Source organism: Maribacter orientalis (assembly GCF_900109345.1).
GTDB classification, from domain to species: Bacteria; Bacteroidota; Bacteroidia; order Flavobacteriales; family Flavobacteriaceae; genus Maribacter; species Maribacter orientalis.
The window spans coordinates 108,321-127,594 of record NZ_FNZN01000008.1 but is presented as its reverse complement, the minus strand read 5'-3'; the positions used below and the strand labels follow the sequence as shown (position 1 = coordinate 127,594).

The following is a 19,274-nucleotide window of genomic DNA, read 5'->3' as shown; positions in this document are numbered from 1 at the left end:
ATTTTTGCAAAAAATATATACAAAACAAGCTATAAATTATCGATATGTCAAAATTTGAATTGAAACTACCACGTATGGGAGAGAGTGTTGCAGAAGCAACATTGACGTCATGGTTGAAAGAGGTAGGGGATACTATTGAGATGGATGAAGCCATTTTTGAAATTGCTACAGATAAAGTTGATAGTGAGGTGCCAAGTGAGGTAGATGGTGTTTTGATAGAGAAATGCTTTAATGTTGATGATATAGTTAAAGTTGGTCAGACCGTGGCGATTATTGAGATAGATGGAGATGTTGAAGAGAGTGAAGCTGCAGAAATAACTGATGGAAAAGATGTTGAAGTAGCTGTGCAAGAAGAAATGGTTTCTGAAGCTGAACAGGCTGTTATAAAAGCTAAAGCTGATACTTCTTCCACAGATTTGGTCATAGGAGATTCAGACCGATTTTATTCACCTCTAGTTAAGAATATTGCTAAGCAAGAAGGTATTTCGTTTGAAGCGCTCGAAACTATACCAGGTACTGGTAAAGATGGTAGGGTTACAAAAGATGATATTTTGAACTATGTAAAAAATGGAGCAAGTTCTGATGATGTAAAAGCACCAACTGCTGAGCAGGTGAAACCAGCTGCAACTGTAGCTGATAGAACTTCTGCGCCTTCGTCTGTTAAAATTAATGAGCCAGTGATTGATAAGCCAAAAGTTCAGGTTTCTAGAGGCGATGAGGTGATTTCTATGACTAGGATGGGTAAGTTGATCGCCAAGCACATGACGGATAGTGTTTCAACATCTGCACATGTTCAAAGTTTTATTGAAGTTGATGTAACAAACATTGTAAATTGGCGTAATAAGATGAAAGATGCTTTCTTTAAAAGAGAAGGTGAAAAATTAACTTTCACTCCAATTTTCATGGAGGCCGTTGCTAAGGCTTTGAAGAAATATCCGATGATGAATATCTCAGTTGATGGAGATACCGTTATTAAAAAGAAAAATATTAATATAGGTATGGCGGCTGCATTACCAGACGGTAATCTTATTGTTCCGGTAATTAAGAATGCAGACCAGTTAAATTTGGTAGGCATGGCGAAAATTATAAATGACTTGGCCAACCGTTCTAGAAATAATGCTTTAAAGCCAGATGAAGTACAAGGTGGTACGTATACGGTTACCAACGTAGGTACATTTGGTAGTGTGTTCGGTACTCCAATTATTAATCAACCACAGGTAGGTATTTTGGCATTAGGGGCTATTCGAAAAATGCCTTCGGTTATTGAAACTCCAGAAGGCGACTTTATAGGTATTCGTAGTAAAATGTATTTATCGCATAGTTATGACCATAGAGTTGTCAATGGTGCGCTAGGTAGTATGTTTGCAAAGGCGATAGCAGATTATTTAGAGGCTTGGGATCCAAACCGTGAAATTTAATTAAAGTCGATATTTTAAGAAGGTAGTAGTATTTGCTGCAGTTTAGAATACTGTTATCTTTAGAATTTTTTTAATTATTTATTTCATATGCTTCTTTGCTATTATAGTAAAATTATCGTTTTATTAATTTGTTTAATATCCATTAATTCAGTTCGTTCACAAGAATTGGGAAAAGAACCTGTGCGTCTTTTTACCGATTGTGATTGCGAAAAAAATTATATCCGTCAAGAAATTGGCTATGTAAATCACGTACGCGATCAATCTCAAGCAAATGTCCAATTATTTATTTACGATATAGCTAACGGTAGTGGTGGTAGAACCTATTCGTTAGACTTTAAAGGAATAGGTGTTTTCGAAAGCATTTTAGTGAAACTGGCTTACGAAACAACGGCAACCATGACTAGCGATGAGGTGAGGAAGGGTTTGGTGGAGAAAATTAAGTCAGGGTTGTTGAAATATATTCTAGAATCAAATATGGCTGAAAAAATCACCTATTCCATCAATACAGATGACACGGGTGAAATCAGGAATATTGAAATTGAAGATCCATGGAACAATTGGCTCTTTGAAATATATGGAGAAGCAGAGTTAGACAAGGAAACAAGCAGAAAAGTGTTTGAATATGAACTTGGTTTTGAAAGTGATCGGGTAACTGAAAAATGGCGGATAAGGGTAGATTTGGAAATGAACGAGGCGAGAAGCGAGTTCAAACAAGATGGTGAAACTTTCACCAGTGAGCGTTTAAGGTATTCTGGAGATGCTAGTGTTGTACGAAGTTTAACGGATCATTGGTCGGTTGGTGTCTTTGGTGGTGCAACGCATAATACATTTACTAATTTAAATTTTCGTGGCTATCTAAATCCGGCTTTAGAGTATAATATTTTTCCCTATCGAGAGGTACTGCGCCGTGAGCTTGTATTTGCCTATCGCATCGGGTATTTCTATAATGATTATATTGATGCCACCGTATTTGGATTACAGGAAGAAGGGGTGTTCAATCACTCGTTAGATGTGCAGCTTCGATATAGGCAACCATGGGGAAATGTGTATAGTAGATTGCGAGGGTCTACATTTTTGGAAGATTTCAATAAAAACAGGATAGAGTTGTTCAGTAGATTATCCGTTAGGGTTTTTAAGGGCTTAGCAGTTACTTTTTCCGGTAATTTTGAGGTAATACGTGATCAAATTAACTTGCCTGCAGGTGACGCATCTATTGAAGATGTGTTATTGCAACAAAAGCAAATTGCTACAGATTATGAACTTGGTTTTCGGGTAGGTATAAGTTATACTTTTGGATCTGCCTTTAATAACATAATTAATACCCGCTTATAGATAATCAAGTATACTTATCATCATAAGTGTTTTTTTAGAATAAATTTAAACAGAGGTGTCCTATAGCGTTCATAGAACGAAAAGGTATCTTTGTTAAAAGTTAGACTCGTATGGAATTAAAGCTTACCAGACCTATTTGTTTTTTCGATTTAGAAACAACTGGTGTCAATGTCGCAAAGGATCGAATTGTTGAAATTGCAATACTAAAAATATTTCCAAATGGAAATAAGGAAAGTAAAACATGGTTAGTAAATCCAGAAATGGTTATACCGGATGAGGTTATTGCGGTGCATGGCATAACCAATGAAAAGGTGGCTAATGAGCCAACCTTCAAAGAACTTTCTAAAGAAATTTACAAGATTATAAAGGACAGTGATTTAGGCGGATTTAATTCTGACCGGTTCGACATTCCGTTACTTGCTGAAGAATTATTGCGTGCAGGTATTGATTTTGATATGAAAAATACAGTTTCTGTAGATGTGCAGACAATTTTTCATAAAATGGAAAAACGAACTTTAGAAGCTGCCTATAAGTTCTATTGCGATAAAGATTTATTAGATGCCCATAGTGCTGCTGCAGATACCAATGCGACATATGAAGTATTGCTTTCTCAGTTAGATAGATACCCAGACTTGGAAAATAATATTAAAAAACTTTCCGAATTTTCAAGAAGAAAAGAATCGGTAGATTTTGCTGGTTTCATTGCTATGGATGAAGAAGGAGAAGAAGTATTTTCTTTTGGAAAACATAAAGGGAAAAAAGTTCATGCGGTGTTAGAAAATGAGCCTGGCTATTTTGGGTGGATGCTAAATGCAGATTTTCCGTTATATACGAAGAAGATACTTACCCAAATAAAGTTGAGCAAGCTCAATAATAAATTAAGTTAAACTATAGATTGGCGCCTAATGAAAATTATTTGCATAGGAAGGAATTACGCTGCACATATTGCAGAACTTAAAAATGAAAAACCTGAAGAGCCTGTCATTTTTATAAAACCAGATTCCGCAGTATTACCCAAACAACAGGATTTTTACATCCCTGAGTTTTCTAATGACATTCATTATGAAGTTGAGGTCTTAGTGAAGATTAAAAAGGTAGGAAAACATATTAGCGAGGAGTTTGCATCTTCCTATTATGATGAAATTGGATTAGGTATAGATTTTACGGCTCGAGATTTACAGTCGAAATTAAAAGAAAAAGGACTGCCTTGGGAAAAGGCGAAAGGTTTTGATGGTGCTGCCGTAATAGGGGAGTGGCTCCCTAAAACACAATTTAACGACCTTAATGATTTGAATTTTAAGTTGGAAAAGAATGGAGAGGTAGTGCAGAATGGTAATACCAGTTTTATGCTTTGGAAAATCGATGAAATCATAGCGTATGTATCAACATTCTTTATGCTTAAAAAAGGAGATGTAATTTTCACAGGAACTCCTGCCGGTGTTGGCAAAATAAGTCCAAATGACTATCTTTCGGGTAGCTTAGAAAATATAGAGCTTTTTACCTTAAAAATTAAATAATGATTTATAACCTGGATAAGATTAATGAGATGGCAGAGGGAGATCAGGATTTTATAAATTCTGTAATATCTGTTTTTTTGGAAGAAGTTCCTGAGGATTTAGATTTATTGGAAAAGGCGTTAATAGCCAAAGACTATGGTCAGGTTTATCAGTTGGCCCATAAAATAAAACCTAATGTTGATTTGTTGGGTATGGAGCAAACACGTGCCATTGCCTTAGAATTGGAAACCTTAGGAAAAGAAGAAGGCAATATGGATGAAATGGTGAGGAAATTTCCATTGCTTAAAACCGATATTAATCAGGTTGTTGCAGAATTAAAAAAAGACTTCCATTTATAATGCTTGCAGAAATTATAACTATTGGTGATGAAATTCTCATAGGCCAAATAGTTGATACCAACTCCGTATTTATAGCCAAAGAGCTTAATAAAATTGGAATTTCAGTTTATCAAATCACCTCTATCCAAGACGATAAGGAACATATTTTAAATGCCTTTAGCGATGCTGCAAAACGTGTAGATGTCGTATTGGTGACCGGTGGACTTGGTCCGACGAAAGATGATATTACCAAGCATACCTTTTGTGAATTTTTTAATGATGAGCTTGTAGAGAATACTGCAGTACTGGCACATGTTGAGAACTTGTTCGCAAAGTATATTTCTAGTACACCTATATCAGATATCAATCGAAAACAAGCCTTAGTGCCTAGTAGGGCAGAAGTATTACACAATGCAAATGGTACAGCGCCAGGAATGTGGATGCGTAAAGATGAAGTGACATTTATTTCGATGCCAGGTGTACCTTTTGAAATGAAGCATTTAATGGTTGAATCGGTCATACCAAAATTAGCTGCTTTTTACAAAAGGCCACATATCATTCATAGAACTATAGTCACATATGGTTTAGGTGAAAGTTCAATTGCGAATCGAATAGAGACATGGGAAGACAACCTTCCACCTTCCATAAAGTTGGCTTACTTGCCAAATTTAGGCAAAGTGAGATTGCGATTATCAGGAAAAGGACCTGACTATTCTGATTTGGTTGCGTTAATCGATGCTGAATGTGAAAAACTCTATCCGCTTATCAATGATATTATGTTTGGTTTAGAGGATGATGAAACTATCGAAGAAGTTATTGCAAAATTGCTTACCAAAAGAAATTTAACAGTAGCTACCGCCGAAAGCTTCACGGGTGGTAAGATTGCCGAAAGCATGACCTCAATACCTGGAGCTTCAAACTACTTTAAAGGTAGTGTAGTGAGCTATGCTACAGAAACTAAGGTAAATATACTTAAGGTGCCTCAAGAAATTATCGATAAGTATTCTGTTGTTAGCGCAGAGGTTGCAAGTGCTATGGCAAAAGGAGTGCGAAAATTGATGAAAACAGATTTTGCAATTGCGACAACAGGCAATGCTGGCCCAACAAAAGGAGACTCAAATGCTGAGGTTGGAAATATATTTATCGCGATTGATGGTCCAGATGTGCATTTAGTTCAAGAATTTCAAATGGGAAGCACTCGAGAGCGTATTGTAGAAAAGGCTGTTAATAAGGCATTTGAGCTGCTTCAAAAAGAAATTTTAAAAATGTGATGTTTATAGTTGTCTGAACGATAAAAATGATATAAATTTGCACCCTGTTTAAAAGAAAAAACCAGCACGATGTCAAAAGTATGTGAAATTACGGGAAAGAAGGCGATGTTTGGAAACAATGTTTCGTTTTCGATTAATAAGACGAGAAGAAGATTTGATGTAAATCTTTCAAAGAAACGTTTTTTCATTCCAGAAGAAGACCGTTGGATTACTCTTAAAGTATCTACAAGAGCTTTAAAGAGTATCAATAAGAAAGGTATATCTGCTGTTTTGAAAGAAGCAAAAGAAAAAGGATTAGTTATTAAATAATCTGGAAAATAGAGCGTAAGATGGCAAAGAAAGGTAATAGAATACAAGTTATATTAGAATGCACAGAGCATAAAGAATCTGGTCAACCAGGTACTTCAAGATATATCACCACAAAGAATAAAAAGAACACTCCTGAGAGATTGGAAATCAAAAAATTCAATCCTATTCTTAAGAGAATGACCGTTCATAAAGAAATTAAATAGATTTTCGATTTAAGAAAATCACAAAAAATATAAGTCATGGCTAAGAAGACCGTAGCAAGTTTACAGACAAGTTCTAAAAGATTGACAAAGGCTATAAAAATGGTTAAGTCACCAAAATCAGGTGCTTACGTTTTTGTAGAGCAAGTAATGCCACCAGAATTGGTAGATGCTTGGATTGCCAAGAAATAAGAAAAGTAACTTTTAGTAGTTATTGAGCCCCTTTCCTACGAAAGGGGCTTTTTAATTTTTATATTTGAATAACCATAGTTTTAACAATGAGCTTATTTAAAAAAATATTTTCTTCACAGAAAAAGGAAACCTTAGATAAAGGTTTGGAAAAGACTAAAACTAACTTTTTCTCAAAATTGGGAAAGGCGGTTGCTGGCAAGTCTAAAGTAGATGACGATGTACTTGATAATTTAGAAGAAGTTTTAGTTTCTTCTGATGTTGGAGTCGATACTACTTTGAAAATAATTACTAGAATTGAAGCTAGGGTTGCGCGTGATAAGTATGTAGGTACAGATGAACTCAATGGAATTTTACGCGAAGAGATTGCTGGTTTATTATCTGAAACTAACCAAAGTGAAAATTCAGGGTTAAACATACCGGGTGATAAGAAACCATATGTAATTATGGTAGTAGGTGTTAATGGTGTGGGTAAGACAACAACAATAGGGAAGCTAGCTTATCAATATAAAAAACAAGGTTTAAAAGTCGTATTAGGTGCTGCCGATACATTTAGGGCTGCAGCGATAGATCAATTACAGGTTTGGGCCGATAGGGTTGGGGTTCCAATTGTTAAGCAACAAATGGGGAGTGATCCTGCTTCTGTTGCTTTTGATACTTTAAGTTCTGCCTTAACCCAAGATGCCGATGTTGTCATTATTGATACAGCTGGGCGGTTACATAATAAGGTCAATTTAATGAATGAGTTGACAAAGGTTAAACGCGTGATGCAAAAAGTGGTAGAAAATACACCTCACGAAGTATTATTGGTTCTTGATGGTTCTACAGGTCAGAATGCTTTTGAACAGGCAAAACAATTTACAAAGGCTACTGAGGTAACAGCTTTGGCAATTACCAAATTGGATGGCACTGCAAAAGGTGGTGTGGTTATCGGTATTTCGGATCAGTTTAAAATACCGGTTAAGTATATTGGTGTAGGTGAGGGTATCGAAGATTTGCAAGTGTTTAATAAATATGAGTTTGTAGATTCTTTCTTTAAAATTTAAAATTGAGGCAGGTTGGTTTCATAATTTGTTTTTTTGCATCTAGTTTTTGCTGGGCGCAAATCAATTATCCGAAGGCAAGCCCTTTTACTACAATAGTACAAGAATTTGGACTTTCAAAAATCACTGTAGAATATTCTAGGCCATCTGCGAAGGGCCGCCTATTATTTGGTGAGCAAGTAAATGGAAAGTCCGCACTAGTGCCTTACGGTCGTATTTGGCGGGTAGGTGCTAATGAATCTACCAAAATAACATTCCTTTCTGATGTTTTAATTGATGGGCAAGACCTTCAAAAAGGTAGCTATGCTTTATATGCTTTTCCTGAACAAGATGAATGGCAAGTTGTATTTCATAATAACACCACACATTGGGGTGATGGCCGATTGGATTATAATTTTCAAGACGATGCTTTGAGGATAAAGGTTATACCATTGAAAACGTTAGAGTTTCAAGAGAATTTTTTGATTTCGTTTGATGAAATTACTCATGATGAAATTAACATGATTTGGAAGTGGGGTAATACGAAAGTGTCTATTCCTATTCATATTGACACGGAGTTAATTATGAAGGCTCAGATTGAGGAAAAACTATTAAACTCGCCAACTGCTCAAACGTACTACGAAATTGCAAGATATTATCAAGAGCAGGGCGTTTACGAAGTTAAAGCGCTTGGTTATATTGATATGGCTTTAAATTTAGGAGGAAATACCTATTATTTTCATCGAGTTAGGTCTTTGCTTTTAGCTGATTTAGAGAAGTACTCAGATGCTATTAAAGCGGCAGAAATATCATCGAAATTAGCTAGTAAAGAAAATAAAGATGAGTTTGTTAGATTGAATGCTAACAATATTAAAGATTGGAAAATGATACTTTTGAAAAATAAATGAGCATTATGAAAAAGCATTTGTTGTTAGTTATAATCATTATGTTGAGTGCATGTAAAAATGAGCATGATTCAATGAAAGATGAACTGATTTTATGGACTCCATATAATGATTCAGCTGAAGTAGCAGCAAATGCAGACCATGAAAAAGGTCGTATGAAATACAAATTGATTCAGTCTAAGGTGCTTGATAAAAATGACGTATTCAAACCTTTGTATAGTGAAGTTTCGAAGTTAAGTAAGGCTGATTATGAAGCTTTAGTTCCTATGATATTGGAACAGAATATTTTCACTATTCGTCAACACATACAAGAGAATGAACTGACCTATGAAGATTTGGTGCTTTTTTATTTGTATCGTATTTATAAATATGAATTGAATAATGCTACTACCTTAAATACAATTATAGCACTAAATAAAGATGTTGTTAAGGAGGCTCGAAGGTTAGATGAAGAAAAAAAGTTAGGAACCGCTTTAAAGGTACAACATCCTATTTATGGTATGCCAATTTTATTAAAAGATAATATCAATACCTCTGGCATGAAAACTACGGCTGGGTCTATTGCGTTAACTGATAATGAGGTTGAAGATTCTTTCATTGTAGAAGAATTAAAAAAGAATGGTGCACTTATTCTAGGAAAGGTGAACTTAAGTGAATGGGCTTATTTTTTATGTTCTGGTTGCCCTGTTGGGTATAGCGCTTATGGAGGTCAAACTCTGAATCCTTATGGGCGTAGAGTTTTTGAAACAGGTGGGTCAAGTTCGGGTAGTGGTACTGCTGTTGCTGCCAATTATGCAGTCGCTGCTGTTGGTACAGAAACTTCGGGGTCAATATTATCTCCAAGTAGTCAAAACTCGGTAGTAGGTTTGAAACCCACAATCGGTTTGTTGAGTCGCTCTGGGATAGTTCCTATTTCTAGTACTTTAGATACTCCAGGTCCGATGACGAAAAATATTGTTGACAACGCTATTTTATTATCCGCTATGCTGGGTTATGATGAAATGGATTCAAAATCAGTTGACAACAATTTTCCGGGGATATTATCTGCTGGTCTGCATCCTAAGCCATTCAAAGAAATGAGGTTGGGAGCTATTAATGAGTTGATGGAAACAGATAGTATTTACAGAAAAACAATTGAAGGCATTGAAAATGCCGGCGCTACGATAATAGAGTTTACACCTCCAGAGGTTACGATGGATGGTTTTCTAAGCATTCTGAATATTGATATGCGTAATGATTTACCAGTCTATTTAAAAGAATATTCGAACGCAAATTTGGTGAAAATTACATCTATTGCTGATGTGGTATCCTTTAATAAGGCCGATTCGTTAACTAGAATTCCTTATGGTCAAGCACTTTTTGAGGGAATTATTTCTGATTCTACATCAGTGCAGGAATTAGAGGAAATAAAATTGAATCTCGAAAAAAATGGGCGTGCTTTTTTTGATTCAGTAATGGATCAACATAAATTAGATGCTGTATTATCAATCAATAATTACCATGCGGGTTACGCGGCCGTTGCCAAGTACCCAGCCCTAACCGTTCCTATGGGGTATAAGGCTTCGGGAGAACCAATCAGTCTGACCTTCATTGGCAAGCAATTTTCAGAAGCTAATTTGCTGAGTATTGGTAGCGCTTTTGAAAAACAATCAAACGTTCGAGTAATGCCTGTAGGATACGATAATTAAAAACTTTAGTTAATAATGAAAAGGAGAAAGTTTATAAAGAAAACTTTTAAGTGGGGAGCTGGCTTAGGTATTTTAACCGCATTGTATAGTTGGCAGATTGAGCCTTTTTGGATGGAGTTTGTTCATGTGAAAATGCCGTTGAAAAATTTACCAAAAGAGCTTGTAGGTAAAACTTTAATGCAGATTAGTGATATACATATTGGTAACAGTTTTGATTATCAATACATCATAGATTCCTTTAAGGAAGCTCAGCAACTAAAACCAGATTTTGTGGTGTATACGGGTGACTATATAAATTATGATGATGATGATCAAATTTTACAATTGCAGGAAGTGCTTAAATATGTAGTCACAGGAAGTTTAGGAACTATTGGAATTCTAGGCAATCATGATTATGGTATCGATTACGCTGAAGAATCTGTGGCGAGAAGTATTACGAAAAGTTTAGAAACCGCGGGTGTTACTGTGTTAAGGAATAATGCCATAGACTTAAATGGTATTAATTTCATAGGCATAGATGACCTTTGGGGAATAAATTTTCATCCTGAACAAGCGACAAAGAAGTATGATGCTACAAAGGCAAATATTGCGCTATGTCATAATCCAGATGTTTGTGACCTGCCCATTTGGAATAATTTTAAAGGTTGGATTCTTTCTGGGCATACGCATGGTGGACAAGTAAAACCACCATTTTTGCCACCACCAATGCTTCCTGTTAAAAATAAAAAATATGATGCAGGAGAAATTGATTTGGAAGACGGTAGAACACTTTATATAAATAGTGCTTTGGGATGCCTTCTTCAAGTCCGATTTAATGTTAGGCCAGAAATTACTTTGTTTGAATTAATGAGGGAAGAATAACTAACGCTTATGCTATTCAATTGAAGTTATAACCTTATCAATTGCTAATCTAGATTTACCGTTTATACTAGGTTGATTACCATCTTCGGAATCACGATAACCTATAGCAACAGAAAATAGTACCTTGTGATTTTTTATGTTGAGAATTTCCTTATATTTTTCAGGCTCAATACCTTCCATTGGGGTAGAATCTATTTCCATAGCAGCACAGGCGGCTAAGAAGAAACCTAGAGATAAATAAACTTGTTGAGTTAGCCAGTTAATGGTTTTTTCAGCAGGTTGGTCTTTCAGAAATTGCTTGTAGTAATTTATAGAACCTTCAGCTAAATTTTCTTCTACATGACGTTCGAATTGTTCAAGATTATCCTGAACACTAAAAACGACTAGATGACTGGCATTGCTTATTTTTGGGGAGTTAAAGAAAGATGCTTCTGCTAATGCATCTTTTGTTTCCTTATGTGAAACAAAAGTAAATAGCCAAGGCTGACTGTTAATAGAAGATGGACTAAGCTTAAGAATATGCTTCAAATCTTCGATGTGTGCTTCCGAAATTTTCTTAGAAGCATCGTATTTTTTTGTGGTATATCTTTTTTCGGCTATTTTTCTAAAATCCATCAATTTTTTTTACAAAAATAAGAATTGTTACTAGTTAATATTAAATAACGTTCTTAAGTTATTTGTAAAATTACATGAGATCATCAATTTTGAACTTATTGGATGATTTCATTAATCAGTCCCCAAAGTTCATTATCAAAACCTGAAGGGCCTAATAGAATTTCAGTACTAGCTCCACCCATTCGTACCACTACTAAATCTAAACTTGGTACCATATATAGTTTCTGGTCATTTTTTCCTAAGCCAGCGTATAAGTCTGCAGGTGCATTGGGTATTAAGCTTCCTGTAAATTCAACTTCAGAACCTGGTACTCGATAACTGCTCTTTCCATTTAACCAATACAAATAACCGTAAGAAGGGTTTAAGTCTTGAGAAGAATTGGTCATAGAATTAAAATAAGCTGTATCCGTTAAAATCGGCGTACCATCCCAGGTGCCTTGGTTTAAATTTAAAATTCCGAATCGAGCCATACTTCTAGCTGAGCTAAAGAAAATATTATTGTATCCAACTTTTATAAACAAACCTTGCATACCAATAGGCTCTTTAATTTTTTCTGAGAAATATGAATTAAAATCTGTGTTGGTAGCATTTGCAATTACGTCGTCAAGTAAAGTGTAAGGTGCATTATGATAGTACCAAGTCGTACCTATATCATTTAAGTAAATTAAACATTCAGGGTCAGTACAAAAAGCATCCTCGACATTATAATCTAAACCAGTGGTCATCGTTAGTTGGTTCTCTATCGTAATGCTTAATTCTTGATCAACTGTCAGGCTTGACCAACCTTCACCTAAATAGTTCGAAGTAGGTTCGGTAATGCTAAGAAATTCTTCTTGTTGGGCAATACCGGTTAGCATTGATGTTAGGTTTTTTCCGGCAGAATTCCAGGCATGGTTATCATCTTGTGTGAAATCGCCAAAATATTTTTCAATTACAATTCTTCCATTTTTCAAAATTAGGAAAGCATCAGTGTCGTTATCTTCTAAATAACTATATAAATTATCTACTTGATTTTCATTCCATCCAAGAGTTTCCATTGAAATCGTATCCCATTCGTCGGTTCTTGTTATTGATGGAAAATACGTGTCAAGAGGTACTGGCGTAATAATAGCTGGTGTTCCACTTTTTTCGGTTTCAGAATCAGATTCGCTAGAACAGGCAAAAAGTAATGATGACATGATAAGTAGGCTGAAATATTGGGGAAATTTCATGGTCATATTTTAGTTTGGGACGTTATTTTTAATAATCGATTAAAGATTACTAGTAATTTTGTCCATATCTAACGTTTTTAAAGACCCAAATCGTATTTTTGCACCCCAATTTAAATTATGCGGACAAAAACTCTTAAGAAGAACAAAATCAACGTAGTAACTCTAGGTTGTTCAAAGAATGTTTATGATTCTGAAGTACTCATGGGTCAATTAAAGGCCAACAACAAAGAAGTTGTGCATGAGGAGGAAGGAAACATAGTAGTTATTAATACTTGTGGCTTCATTGCGAATGCTAAAGAAGAAAGTGTTAATACCATTTTGGAGTATGTTCAAAAGAAAGAAGATGGAGTAGTGGATAAGGTTTTTGTAACCGGATGTCTTAGCGAACGCTATAAGCCAGATTTACAAAAAGAAATACCGAATGTAGATGAATACTTCGGTACCAGTGAATTACCAGGTTTGTTAAAAGCATTGGGTGCTGACTATAAACATGAGTTGATAGGTGAGCGATTAACGACTACACCGAAGAACTATGCGTATCTTAAAATAGCTGAAGGTTGTGATAGACCTTGTTCATTCTGTGCCATACCTATAATGCGTGGTAAGCATAAAAGTAAATCTATTGAAGATTTGGTGACTGAATCTGAAAAGCTGGCTGCTAAGGGAGTAAAAGAATTAATTCTTATTGCACAAGATCTTACTTATTACGGTTTAGATCTTTATAAGAAAAGAAACCTTGCTGAACTGTTAGAAGCTTTAGTAAAGATAGAAGGTATTGAATGGATACGTTTACATTATGCATTTCCGGCAGGTTTTCCGATGGATGTTTTAGATGTTATGAATAGAGAACCAAAAGTTTGTAATTATTTGGATATACCCTTACAACATATTTCTGACCGTATTCTAAAGAGTATGCGTCGCGGAACTACAGAAGCTAAAACTACGAAGTTATTACAAGAGTTTAGAGCAACGGTTCCAGAAATGACGATAAGAACTACCTTAATTGTTGGTTACCCAGGTGAGACCGAAGAAGACTTTGAGACCTTGAAGAATTGGGTTATTGCTATGCGTTTTGAGCGATTAGGATGCTTCACCTATAGCCATGAAGAAAATACACATGCTTTTTCTTTAGTAGACGATGTTCCCGAAGAAACCAAGCAAGAGCGTGCCAATATTATAATGGAAATTCAATCTCAAATATCTTGGGAGCTAAACCAAAAGAAAGTAGGGGAAACTTTTCGTTGTATTATAGACCGTAAAGAAGGAAACTATTTTATAGGTAGAACTGAATTTGATTCACCAGATGTTGATAACGAAGTACTTATAGATGCTGCAAAGCATTATGTAAAACAAGGCGAGTTCGTGAATGTGAAAATTACCGAAGCTGCTGATTTTGACCTGTATGGTGAGCCGGTATAGGTTTATGGTTTAATCATAACTTTTCTAAGTATTTAAAGGAAAACGTACCCAACTCTAAATCCTCCCCATTTTGCAGCGTTACCTGATTTGAATTCTCGGGTAATAGATGTTCTGGTATATTCTAAATAGAGTCTTTTGTATTTTAATATTAGGCCGTAATCTATTTGTGAGGTAACTCTTTCTATATCTTTTGAAGAGATTTCATAAGGATTGTCATTGGTGAAAATACCACCTTGTAAGGTAGCATCGTATCCAATAATCGAAACTACAGGTTGGGCATAAGCAAATAGTTTAAAAGCTGAAGAATAACCAGATCCGGAAAAGGGTAAATCTATAAGTCCGAAAGTAGTATTGAACCCTACCATGGCATTCGAAAATAAAGTTCCCAATTGAAATGCCGCCACAGATTGTAGCGATAAAAGTTCATTATAGCGAAATAGCTGCTTTTCGTAATCAAATTTGACGTTAAGTACTAGGTCATTTTGAATTTGATTATCCCAACCACCGGGGATTTTGTTTCCTGTAAGTCTGTGAATTTCCGTCTGCATTTCTTTTCCAAATGCACCAGGCCCAATGAATCCTAAGCTCAATGATTGAGATAAACGACTCTTCTTAAGTGTGTCTGTAGACGTGGCAAAACTCTTAAGGTATATTGCAGCGGCAAAAGGTCTATCTCCTGTTTGTATATCTATGCTTACAAAATTACTAGGAGTAAACCCTATATGTTCAATTGCTAGACCGTATGTATTTGATTGTCCTTTTAATTTTATAAAAATGTGATTTACAGGGTTTTTCTTAAAGAGAGGGTTTGCAAATTCAAAGCTATATCCCTGGGTATAGTTCTTATCCGTAGCAGCAAAAAAATCATTGTCATAATGAAAACGAAAATAGGTTTCACTGCCCATATCTCTATAAGAGGAGGCATTGTTTATTTTTTGACTTAAAAGTACCGTCGGTAAAACAAATAAAAAAATTACTATTAACTTCATCAAACCACTTACGGAAAAAATTTGAATAGGTTTTAAGTAATTGTGATTTCTGTCAAACAAAAAAATCTAGCTCCAAATAAAATGGATCTAGGTTTTTAGAGAGTTGATAAGCCAATTTAGAAAGTGATATTTACAAAAGGAATAATCGCACAAGTATACACGTTTTCATCAATATGATAGTGTACAGCTAAAACGGTAAAAACTAGAAATTAATTCATAGATAAATTCTGTGTAGAATTGAAAAGAAATGGTTTTAAACCAAAATGAAATTAAGTGATATGTTAGATTTTCTAAATCTCTTTCTTCATCATTCTAATGGTGAAATAACCCAATGAAAGTATAATAATAGTGAGAATAGACCATAGCCACCATTGATTTTCGAAGAGTGGTGGTGTGGTTTTAATTGCCGATTTAGGAATGTTGATTGTATCTCCGAATTCAAGACTTGAAATATTTTCTGGAATAGAAATAGAAGTTTTCGCTATATCATAATTAGGCGATTTATCATTTATTTTACCATATACAAGAAAATATGTTGCTGGTTCTGTAAAGCGGGTGGTCAGACTATGTATATATCCTTTAATGCTAATATTAGAAAATATCAAAGGCTGATTATCATTATTAGAAACAATAATGCGAAGCTTTTGCGCCATGGTACCTGGTAATTGAAAACTATTTTCTTCGATAGAAGAAAGAGTTCTTGTAGCCATTGTTCTATAATTATAATGATATCCTTTTTCTGTCTTAACACTGTCTATAAGGTATTGTATGGTAATAGGTCTGTAATAATCAATTTTATCATCGACAGAAAGCTCTAATAGATTAAGCGGAGCTCTACTTTTTAAATCGACATTAATTATAGTATTTTTTTCTTCTTCAAAAACATTAAACGATCTATTGGTATAATCGCGATATTGAGGAGCCTTCTTTGCTTTCTTTAGAATTTTAACAGATTCTAAATTGGGCTTTTCTGGACTTTTAATCAGTAATCTGTAAAATTTGAAATTAGCATCAGAAAATTTCAATGTAGTAAATGAATATTCTGTTTGATCGTTCATTATAGAAAGAATGCGGTAATCATCTAAAAGTGTAAACCATTCCTGTTGGTTTTGACTTCCTTCAAGGGTAACAAGCCAATTAAAATTCGTGTCTTTAATACTTAATTTTATCTCATTAATAGTTTCTTTTTCTTGTACTTCATAGGTATAGAAAAATCCTTTGGCGTTATTGACAGTATTCAATAAATTAAAAGAAATAAATGAATTTGCATCTATAGCTTTTGAAACATTATGAATATAAGGTGCCTCAATGGTGTCTGTGGCTGTTACTCCATAAACTCGAATATCGGTTAAATTCGAATTCATGTTTTGAAACACTTCGTTGGGTAATTGAATGGTATGCCATTGGTTCTCTATTCCTTTTAATTCTATTTTTTTTGAATAGGATTTCATCTGACCATAGCAAAATGATGTGGTTAGAACGATAAAAAATAAGAATAGAATATTATTTGGTTTCATCTGATATGATGTGTTTGTATTTATTGTAAAGAAAAGAAATGATCAGTAATAAAACTCCGAGAGAAACAAACACAATAGTTTTAGAAATAGTATTCAACGATGAAATATCATAGAAAAATAGCTTAATCAAAGTGAAAGAAAAAAGAATTATCGCACCAATACGTAGGTGTTTTTTCTTCTTCCAGATGCCTAATGCAATTAGTAAAAGAGCATAAAGCCCCCATAAGATACTTAAGCCTAATTTATACGATTGCTCTGAGCCAGATAAGTCCATCCAATTTAATAGTTCACTACTTGAGATCCAGACAATAGTAATGTGCATTACAATCTCAAAAGGTATTTTATAGTTGATTTTCATAAAGTCTTGTCGAACTAAAGTTCGAATCGCGAAAAATAAGAATGCGAAAAAAGCGAAACCAATATATCTTATATATAGGTTGTAATCGCCTATCTCAAAATATTTAGAAAGCTCTTGCGACAGAAAATTCTCTCTAAGTTCACTCAAGGTGTAAAGGCCGATACTAAGAAATTCGAGTGCAACTAATAAGCTAGAACAAGTGGCAACTATGCCTAAAACTTTATTTTTAATTTTGAAGGAATTGAGTAGGCTAAGCAAACTAACGAATAGCATGGTGTAGAAAATTTTCCATGTAATGCCTAAATCTCTTAAGTTGTAATTGAAATAAGGATAATAACCATCAGTTTCCGAAATTTGAACTTTTGATGCCTCTAAAGCATTGTTCCAGTAATAATCAACTTCTAAATAAAATGAGAAATAAAGAGTTAGAATTAAAATTACAGGCAGGCCAAACTCCATTAATTTATGGGCTACAGTCATCTTTTCAAGATTGAATTTCGTTTGAATCCAAGTCATAAATCCAAAAGCAGAAGCGCAAAGTAACGAAGTTAATAAGGTGATGTTGAAAAATGGTTTCGAAGTTGCTAAACTATCATATATACGAAATTGTTGATAGGTATTTGTCCAATCCATAATCAAACTAAAAATGGCAAGTACTACCATTATGTAAGATAAATGTTCGTAGAACGAAACCTTTTTAGTTCGCCCTATCCAAAAAAGAAGCGCAGCTTCAACTGCCCAAATTAAGGTTACCCAGTTGCCATCTAATTGCACTGGTATGGCAATGGTTATAAAAGTGAGTACAAAGCCAGAGGTTAAAAAGAATAATTTTCGGTCTGCTAATTTTTTCTTGTAAATGAATAGGGTTACCGCAAAATGTATTAATGCATTTGCTAAGGTAAAGAGCCCTAAATAGGACTCTCCATTTTCATAACCGTATAAAAAAGCAATTCCAAAACCATAAAATATAAATGAATTCAATAAAATTAAGATGATATCACCAACCTTAAACTGTTCAGATTTCAGCAATTTAAATGCTAAAAATGTAGCATAAAAAATGAGAAAGAAGACTGTTAGAAATGTAAAGCCCATGTAAAAATCTGTATTTAGGCTATTAAACACATACCAAGCTCCGTATATCAGCCAAGTAAATGCAAACGATACATAATAAAGAGCTTTCCAATATTTTCTTAAAGAGATGACTAATATTCCAATATTTATTAGTGCCATGTAGCTAAATAATACAGTGGCGTTTCCAGAATTATTACTTAGTAAAAATGGCACACCATATGCACCAACCAAACCAATATGCGCTATGACTTGCTTATTGTAGTTAAGGGACGCTACGACCCCAAAAACAGTGCATAATAGCATAATGCCGAATGCGAATAGTTGAGGGAATAGTCCATATAAGTCATAAGCAGCGAATGTGATAAAATATAGGATGGCCAATGCACCACTTACTAAAACGGCACTGTAACTTTCATATTTTCTTTTTAATTTAAAAGCAAAACCTAATAAGCCTAAGCCCATTAAATACCCAAGAATTATTCGAGTAAGCGGACTTATTAAATTATTTTCTATTGAATATTTCGCGCCAATGACAACACCAATTACTGTAATTAAAATTCCAATTTTATTGATGAGGTTTTCACCTATGAATTTTTCAAGGTTTGATTTTCCTTTTGGAGCGGAAATTTTCTTAACGGGAACATTAATAGGCTGTTCTTGAGGCGCAACTGGGGCTTCAATGGTCTCTTTTTGGGTGTTGGTTAATTCAGCTTTATTAAAAACAATAGATTCTTTAACGTATTCCTTTTTAGGTTCAATGGCTGGTTCTTGTGCTTGGTTAAACTTAATTGCTTGAGTATTTCTTAGTATTTGAATATCTCTACGAATTTCATTAACCTCAATATTAAAATCTTGTTGCTTCTTAAGAAGAAGTTCAAGTTTTTGTAATAGCTCGTTAATTGAATCTTGGTCGTTAGCCATATGGGTTGGTTTATTGTAGTTTTTATAGAAAGTTGTTTCAAGATAAACGTAAAAGATTTAAATATGTTGGCTATTGTGTATACCTCATCTTAAATAAAATATCCCTGAAACAGGTTTAGGTGTTTCAGGGATATTTAGTTAAAA

General features: G+C 34.5%; 19 protein-coding genes. 14 read left to right on the top strand and 5 right to left on the bottom strand.

Annotated features, from left to right (window positions below; translation table 11 throughout):
- Positions 1–44: 44 nt before the first annotated feature.
- From BMY56_RS15435 to BMY56_RS15375, 13 genes are all read left to right on the top strand, one after another.
- Positions 45–1,418, top strand: a complete 1,374-nt coding sequence (locus BMY56_RS15435) for a dihydrolipoamide acetyltransferase family protein (protein ID WP_091626241.1) — start codon at positions 45–47, stop codon at positions 1,416–1,418.
- Between the two features lie 87 nt (positions 1,419–1,505).
- A complete protein-coding gene (locus tag BMY56_RS15430; protein ID WP_091626238.1) occupies positions 1,506–2,750 on the top strand; it encodes a DUF481 domain-containing protein in 1,245 nt (414 codons plus the stop codon).
- A gap of 110 nt (positions 2,751–2,860) precedes the next feature.
- A complete protein-coding gene (locus BMY56_RS15425) occupies positions 2,861–3,637 on the top strand; it encodes a 3'-5' exonuclease (protein WP_091626236.1) in 777 nt (258 codons plus the stop codon).
- 18 nt (positions 3,638–3,655) lie between these two features.
- Complete coding sequence (locus BMY56_RS15420) at positions 3,656–4,267, top strand: fumarylacetoacetate hydrolase family protein (protein WP_091626233.1); 612 nt, start codon at positions 3,656–3,658, stop codon at positions 4,265–4,267.
- Positions 4,267–4,605, top strand: a complete 339-nt coding sequence (locus BMY56_RS15415; RefSeq protein WP_091626230.1) for an Hpt domain-containing protein — start codon at positions 4,267–4,269, stop codon at positions 4,603–4,605. The genes BMY56_RS15420 and BMY56_RS15415 overlap by 1 nt, the downstream gene beginning before the upstream one ends.
- The gene (locus BMY56_RS15410) at positions 4,605–5,855 is read left to right on the top strand and encodes a competence/damage-inducible protein A (RefSeq protein ID WP_091626228.1); all 1,251 of its coding nucleotides are present in this window, start codon (positions 4,605–4,607) and stop codon (positions 5,853–5,855) included. The genes BMY56_RS15415 and BMY56_RS15410 overlap by 1 nt, the downstream gene beginning before the upstream one ends.
- Positions 5,856–5,924: 69 nt before the next feature.
- Positions 5,925–6,164 (top strand): 50S ribosomal protein L28, encoded by a 240-nt coding sequence (gene rpmB, locus BMY56_RS15405; RefSeq protein WP_091626225.1) that lies wholly within the window; start codon positions 5,925–5,927, stop codon positions 6,162–6,164.
- Positions 6,165–6,184: 20 nt separating this feature from the next.
- A complete protein-coding gene (gene rpmG, locus BMY56_RS15400; RefSeq protein WP_058105695.1) occupies positions 6,185–6,367 on the top strand; it encodes a 50S ribosomal protein L33 in 183 nt (60 codons plus the stop codon).
- Positions 6,368–6,403: 36 nt separating this feature from the next.
- On the top strand, positions 6,404–6,556 hold the full coding sequence (locus tag BMY56_RS15395) for a DUF4295 domain-containing protein (RefSeq protein ID WP_071340023.1): 153 nt from the start codon (positions 6,404–6,406) through the stop codon (positions 6,554–6,556).
- Positions 6,557–6,642: 86 nt separating this feature from the next.
- Positions 6,643–7,599 carry a signal recognition particle-docking protein FtsY gene (gene ftsY, locus BMY56_RS15390; RefSeq protein WP_091626223.1) on the top strand — a complete coding sequence of 319 codons (957 nt, stop codon included), beginning with the start codon at positions 6,643–6,645 and terminating at the stop codon, positions 7,597–7,599.
- Positions 7,600–7,601: 2 nt separating this feature from the next.
- Positions 7,602–8,483 (top strand): DUF2911 domain-containing protein, encoded by an 882-nt coding sequence (locus BMY56_RS15385; protein WP_177170985.1) that lies wholly within the window; start codon positions 7,602–7,604, stop codon positions 8,481–8,483.
- A 5-nt stretch (positions 8,484–8,488) separates the two neighbouring features.
- Positions 8,489–10,168, top strand: coding sequence for an amidase family protein (locus tag BMY56_RS15380; protein ID WP_091626330.1), 1,680 nt, complete (start codon positions 8,489–8,491; stop codon positions 10,166–10,168).
- Between the two features lie 15 nt (positions 10,169–10,183).
- Positions 10,184–11,029, top strand: a complete 846-nt coding sequence (locus BMY56_RS15375) for a metallophosphoesterase (protein ID WP_091626220.1) — start codon at positions 10,184–10,186, stop codon at positions 11,027–11,029.
- 12 nt (positions 11,030–11,041) lie between these two features.
- On the opposite strand, the gene BMY56_RS15370 is transcribed toward BMY56_RS15375, so the two are convergent.
- The gene (locus BMY56_RS15370; RefSeq protein WP_091626218.1) at positions 11,042–11,644 is read right to left on the bottom strand and encodes a nitroreductase family protein; all 603 of its coding nucleotides are present in this window, start codon (positions 11,642–11,644) and stop codon (positions 11,042–11,044) included.
- 95 nt (positions 11,645–11,739) lie between these two features.
- Complete coding sequence (locus BMY56_RS15365; protein WP_218144574.1) at positions 11,740–12,822, bottom strand: serine hydrolase domain-containing protein; 1,083 nt, start codon at positions 12,820–12,822, stop codon at positions 11,740–11,742.
- Between the two features lie 150 nt (positions 12,823–12,972).
- Here BMY56_RS15365 and rimO point away from each other — a divergent pair, with 150 nt between their 5' ends.
- The gene (gene rimO, locus BMY56_RS15360; protein ID WP_091626212.1) at positions 12,973–14,274 is read left to right on the top strand and encodes a 30S ribosomal protein S12 methylthiotransferase RimO; all 1,302 of its coding nucleotides are present in this window, start codon (positions 12,973–12,975) and stop codon (positions 14,272–14,274) included.
- Positions 14,275–14,306: 32 nt separating this feature from the next.
- Here rimO and BMY56_RS15355 read toward each other — a convergent pair whose 3' ends face one another.
- From BMY56_RS15355 to BMY56_RS15345, 3 genes are all read right to left on the bottom strand, one after another.
- Complete coding sequence (locus BMY56_RS15355) at positions 14,307–15,263, bottom strand: lipid A deacylase LpxR family protein (protein WP_091626210.1); 957 nt, start codon at positions 15,261–15,263, stop codon at positions 14,307–14,309.
- A gap of 290 nt (positions 15,264–15,553) precedes the next feature.
- Positions 15,554–16,714, bottom strand: coding sequence for a DUF3999 family protein (locus BMY56_RS15350; protein ID WP_218144573.1), 1,161 nt, complete (start codon positions 16,712–16,714; stop codon positions 15,554–15,556).
- A 52-nt stretch (positions 16,715–16,766) separates the two neighbouring features.
- Positions 16,767–19,130: a DUF2339 domain-containing protein gene (locus BMY56_RS15345; RefSeq protein WP_091626204.1), complete on the bottom strand. Its 2,364-nt coding sequence runs from the start codon at positions 19,128–19,130 to the stop codon at positions 16,767–16,769.
- Positions 19,131–19,274 lie beyond the last annotated feature (144 nt).